The sequence below is a fragment of the Mesorhizobium sp. M1396 genome (genome assembly GCF_040317725.1).
Classification (GTDB): domain Bacteria; phylum Pseudomonadota; class Alphaproteobacteria; order Rhizobiales; family Rhizobiaceae; genus Mesorhizobium.
The window spans coordinates 1-5,305 of record NZ_JAMYLA010000115.1; the positions used below are offsets into that span (position 1 = coordinate 1).

At 62.7% G+C, this 5,305-nt stretch carries 4 protein-coding genes; 1 reads left to right on the forward strand and 3 read right to left on the reverse strand.

Annotation, left to right across the window (positions count from 1 at the left end; translation table 11 throughout):
* Positions 1-139: 139 nt before the first annotated feature.
* The 3 genes from NKH02_RS33895 to lepA all read right to left on the reverse strand — a co-directional run bounded on the left by NKH02_RS33895 (position 140) and on the right by lepA (position 3,698).
* On the reverse strand, positions 140-271 hold the full coding sequence (locus tag NKH02_RS33895; RefSeq protein WP_352884169.1) for a hypothetical protein: 132 nt from the start codon (positions 269-271) through the stop codon (positions 140-142).
* Positions 272-540: 269 nt separating this feature from the next.
* Positions 541-1,053 (reverse strand): hypothetical protein, encoded by a 513-nt coding sequence (locus NKH02_RS33900; RefSeq protein ID WP_352884171.1) that lies wholly within the window; start codon positions 1,051-1,053, stop codon positions 541-543.
* An 839-nt stretch (positions 1,054-1,892) separates the two neighbouring features.
* A complete protein-coding gene (gene lepA / locus NKH02_RS33905; protein ID WP_352884173.1) occupies positions 1,893-3,698 on the reverse strand; it encodes a translation elongation factor 4 in 1,806 nt (601 codons plus the stop codon).
* A gap of 211 nt (positions 3,699-3,909) precedes the next feature.
* Between lepA and NKH02_RS33910 the strand changes: the two genes are divergently transcribed.
* Positions 3,910-5,010, forward strand: a complete 1,101-nt coding sequence (locus NKH02_RS33910) for a TadE/TadG family type IV pilus assembly protein (protein ID WP_352884174.1) — start codon at positions 3,910-3,912, stop codon at positions 5,008-5,010.
* Positions 5,011-5,305: the final 295 nt, after the last annotated feature.

Here is a 5,305-nt window from a genome sequence, read left to right on the forward strand (position 1 = left end):
GGCATTTCGATTCACTCAAAACTTTCCCCGGACAGCCCTGCGTTCAACGGGGAGAAGATGGCGGCAGCCAGATGAGGGGCGGCGCCAACATTGGCCTTCCGTTCTCCCACGGCGGAGAAGGCAAGGCTCGGCAATCCGCTCACCGCTCGCCCTTCACCAAAGTCCAGATCCAGCCGACGAAGGTCAGCACCAGGAACGGATAGCCGGCGGTGAGCCGCATCCACAGCGCGCAGGGCTGCGCAAGCGTCGGGGAGTCGAGAGGTCGCCGCACGCCCAGGCGATCTGGCCCAAGCCATACCGCGCCGCTCGAGTGTTGGGAAATGGCCGGCGCGAATGCCGGTGAGGCAGTTGCCTGAGCCCGCGCCGGCCACTGGCGAACTGATTAAGGTCCGCCGCCCGAGTTTTCTACCGCTCCGAATCCGCGCGATCAACCAACTCAGGGTTGGTTTGGACTGTATGAACCCGCCCCGTTGCGTGATTGAAACAGGCGCCGTCCGGCGGCAGCGCCTGTCAATCGCGCGAGGGCGCGTCCGGGCCGGCTCACCGCGCGGGCTGGAGAATGGTCCAGATCCAGCCGGCGAAGGTCATCACCAGGAACGGATAGCCGGCGGCGGGCAGCGGCGCCGAGGTCGGCAGCAGGGGGGCGCCCCAGATGATCATGCAAGCCGAGGCGACAAACAGCACGGCGGCAACCAGCGCGGTCAGCCGCATCCACACGGCGAAGGTTTTCGGTGCGCTGACCATGACCAGTGCCGCCGCCCAAAGCGAGATGCCGCCGACATAGGAGGGAACGCTGGCCTCCAGCCCCGCCGCATTGCCGGCCAGCAGCAGGCTCTCGCCGGCAAGGAAGGTCAGGAACCCGGCGGCTACGCAGTCATTGCCCAGACGCTGGTACTTCATCGTCAGCAGCGCGGTCGCCACCACCAGTGCCGCGCCGTCGATCGTCCACAGCGTTTCGCGCAGTTCAGCGCTGGCGACGAAGGTGCCGGCGAGGCCAAAAGCGCCGCCGATGGCGAGGCCGATCGCGGCGACGATGTCCGAAGTGGAACGCATGTGATGCCTCCCCAAGCCGTGCTGAGGATACTCCCAGGCGGGACGTTCTCAAAGGCCCGGAGGGAAGCGCGAAGCGGAAAACGGCGGAGTGTCGGGAAGCCCTCGGGCGATCCGGCCTTGTCACGCCCTCGCCAGCGACCGGAGAGTGGCCGACGCGAATGCCGGTGAGGCAGTTGCCCGAGCCCGCGTCGGCCACTGGCGAACCGAGGTCCGCCGCCCGATTTTTCTAGCGCCGCATTGTGGCATGATCAACTGAGCCAAGGCCTTCGGTACGGATTCGTACCAACCTTCGGCGTCACTTTTCTTGCGGGATCTGGGCGTCATCCGCCCGTCTGGCGCACCGGTCACGGACGCCCAGCATCATCTGAACGGCTGTGTCAAATACGTCAGGGTGGGGTGTTCTTAAAGGGTGGCCGGTGACCAGATCTTTTTGAAGACGGTGAAGGACATCACCGTGGATGCCCGTTCATTTCATAATGTGCATGGAACGGGCAAATGAACTAACAGAGCCGCTACGGGTTCATTTCACCAGTTCGCCACGGAATCGTTTCTAGAAATTGCGGTCTGGCGGATTTCATCCCGGCTGGTGGAGCAGGGGCGCTGCCGGCTACGGGCATCGTGTCTACAGTTTCCATCCGCAAGAAGCCGTCATTGGACACGTAAATGCAAAAAGACTTTGAACCCGCCAGGTTATGGAATGCTAGTCCTCGGAAGATCCGTTTAAAGGCGTGGCAAACGAGCCGGACGGCGGGATACCAAGATTCTTGATAACCCGGACGGAGACTAATTCCACCGCGCACCTTCAGCGCCGCGCCGCGTGCGGACGCCTGGCCGGCTTCTCAATCCCCCATCTTCAGCGCCTGAATAAACGCCTCCTGCGGAATATCCACCTTCCCAAACTGCCGCATCCGCTTCTTGCCCTCTTTCTGCTTGTCCAGCAGCTTGCGTTTGCGCGAGACGTCGCCGCCGTAGCATTTGGCCGTGACATCCTTGCGCAGCGCCGAGATGGTTTCGCGGGCGATGACCTTGCCGCCGATCGCGGCCTGGATCGGGATCTTGAACAGGTGGTTCGGGATCAGCTCCTTCAGCTTTTCGCACATCTGCCGGCCGCGCTTTTCCGCCGCCGTGCGGTGCACCAGCATGGAAAGAGCGTCCACCGGCTCCTCATTGACCAGGATCGACATCTTCACCAGGTCGCCTTCCTTGTAGTCGGTGAGGTGGTAGTCGAAGGAGGCGTAGCCCTTGGAGATCGACTTCAGCCGGTCGTAGAAATCGAAGACGACTTCGTTGAGCGGCAGGTCGTAGATCAGCATGGCGCGCTTGCCGACATAGGACAGGTCGGCCTGAATGCCGCGCCGGTCCTGGCAGAGCTTCAATATGCCGCCGAGATAGTCGTCGGGCGTCAGGATGGTGGCGCGGATCCACGGCTCCTCGATCGCCGAGATTTTCACCACGTCGGGCATGTCGGCCGGGTTGTGCAGTTCCTTCATCGAACCGTCGGTCAGAGCCAGCCGATAGACGACGCTGGGTGCCGTGGCGATCAGGTCGAGGTTGAACTCGCGCTCCAGCCGCTCCTGGATGATTTCGAGATGTAATAGGCCAAGGAAGCCGCAGCGATAGCCGAAGCCGAGCGCCGCACTGGTTTCCATTTCAAAGGAGAAGGATGCGTCGTTGAGGCGCAGCTTGCCGACGGCGGCGCGCAGATCCTCGAAATCGGCGGCGTCGACCGGGAACAGGCCGCAGAACACCACCGGCTGCGCCGGCTTGAAGCCGGGCAGCGCCTTGGCGGTCGAACGTTTGTCCTCGGTGATGGTGTCGCCGACGCGGGTGTCGGCCACTTCCTTGATCGAGCCGGTGAAGAAGCCGAACTCGCCGGGGCCGAGCTCGTCGACATTGATGCGGGCCGGCGTGAACACGCCCGTGCGTTCGACCAGGTGCTTGGCGCCGGTACCCATCATGCGGATGGTCTGGCCCTTCTTCAGCACGCCGTCGATGACGCGCACCAGCACGATGACGCCGAGATAGGCGTCGTACCAGCTATCGACCAGCATCGCCTTCAGCGGCGCCGAAGCATCACCCTCGCCCGGCGGCGGCAATTGATGGACGATTGCCTCCAGCACATCGGGAATGCCAAGCCCGGTCTTGGCCGAGATCAGCACGGCGTTGGAGGCGTCGATGCCGATCACCTCCTCGACCTGCTCGCGGATGCGCTCGGGCTCGGCGGCCGGCAGGTCGACCTTGTTCAGCACCACGACGATCTCGTGATTGTTGTCGATCGCCTGGTAGACATTGGCCAGCGTCTGCGCCTCGACGCCCTGGCTGGCGTCGACGACCAGCAGCGAGCCCTCGCAGGCGGCGAGCGAGCGCGACACTTCATAGGCGAAGTCGACATGGCCGGGCGTGTCGATCAGATTGAGGATATAGTCTTCGCCATTGTTCGCGTGGTACTTCAGCCGCACCGTCTGCGCCTTGATGGTAATGCCGCGCTCGCGCTCGATGTCCATCGAGTCCAGCACCTGCTCCTTCATGTCGCGCAGCTCCAGCCCGCCGGTCAGCTGGATCAGCCGGTCGGCAAGCGTGGATTTGCCATGGTCGATATGGGCGACGATGGAGAAATTGCGGATGTGGTCGAGGGGCGTGCTCATGGCGCGCGTTTAGCAGGGGCGGGTTGTATCGGCAAGCGGCCCGGCCACTGCCGGGGCAAGCGGCACGGCCCCGTTGCGGAGCAAGCGGTACCGCCGCTTGTCGCTTATTACGCGCTTTTCGCGAAAATAGATAAATTAACCAAGTCCGTTAGAGCATAATTGGGGACTGTCATGTTAGCCGGTAGCGATATTCTGACATAAGGATCAAGGCATGCGGGGGCTGGCAGGCAGGTTTATCGAGTCTCGGAGCGGCGCGTTCGCACCGATACTCGTTCTCATCATGGTTCCGCTGATCACCGCGGTCGGCTTTTCGGTCGACTATACCTCGGCGGTCCAGACCAGGTCGACCGAGCAGGCGGCACTCGATGCCGCGATCCTGTCGATCACCACGATGGATACCGCCTCGACGAAGGCGCAGCGCCAGGTGGCGATGCAGGCCTCCTACTTGGCCAATGGCGGACAGGGCACCGCGACGCTGAACACCTTCGATGTCAGCGCCAACGGCACCGCCACCGCGCAGGCCGCGGCGAGCTACGCCATGCCGACCGTGTTCATGCAGATCGCCCGGATCACCACGGTGCCGGTTGGCGTCTCATCGGCAGTGAGCAAGACGCCCGCACTGGTGGAGGCGACCTTCAAGGTCACCGGGGTGTCGGGTTATTGGAACAAGACAATGACGCTCAACGGCACAATGTTCGGTGCGGCGAAGGACAAGCCGCTGATGACGATCGACTATACATACGGAAAAACCGGAGATCCGAAAGGCTACGGCACCACCATCGTTAGCGTTCTCACCACCGATTCAGCCGGCAAGACGGTCACTACGGTGGCCCAGAAGCAGGTCTGCAAGCTCGTCGACTCCAACACGCCCGCTGGTGCGGTGATCCAGACCGACGTGTTCAAGACGAAATATTACTGTGTCGATACGATGTATCCCGCCGGTGGCGCCGGCGCGCAGATCAATGTCAGCCAGATGGGCGGCCTCAATCTGCAGATGCACGTGCCATCGGGCAACCCGCAAGACCTCTATTCGAACGATCCGGCCACGTCCAACCGGCTCTACAAAGGCGCCGGGTACAGCACCGCTGCACAAAAGGCCCTGGACCCTTCCAAATACCTCCCCATCGAGGTTGCCAGCAAAACGATCGTCGACATCTTCGACGTGGTGCCCTGCAGCGAGACCAGCGACCAGGCCTGGGAAGACGGCGGCAACTCGGTTCCGGCGCCTGTCGGCAACGCCGACTTCTTCTACAACGTGACCGGCAGGTGCGACTTCAACAAGCGGCCCAACAACACGCGGCTGACGCAGTAGACGTTGCCGATCTCCCCACTTGTGGGGGAGATGGCCGGCAGGCCAGAGGGGGGCGCTGTCCCGCCGGCTTTGGTGTGGTAGGCGATATCCGCTCTTTTTTCGCAGTTATCTGGCGATCATTCTACCGTTGCGCAACGACGGCCGTCGAACCATGCTTCCGTTGGTGCTCTACGGCGCCCCCCCTCTGTCCTGCCGGACATCTCCCCCACGAGGGGCAGGGCTGTCCGGGGAAAGTTTTGAGTGAATCGAAATGCCGCATGTGCATGCCCCGTAAAACGGGGTTTGTCCGTCTTCT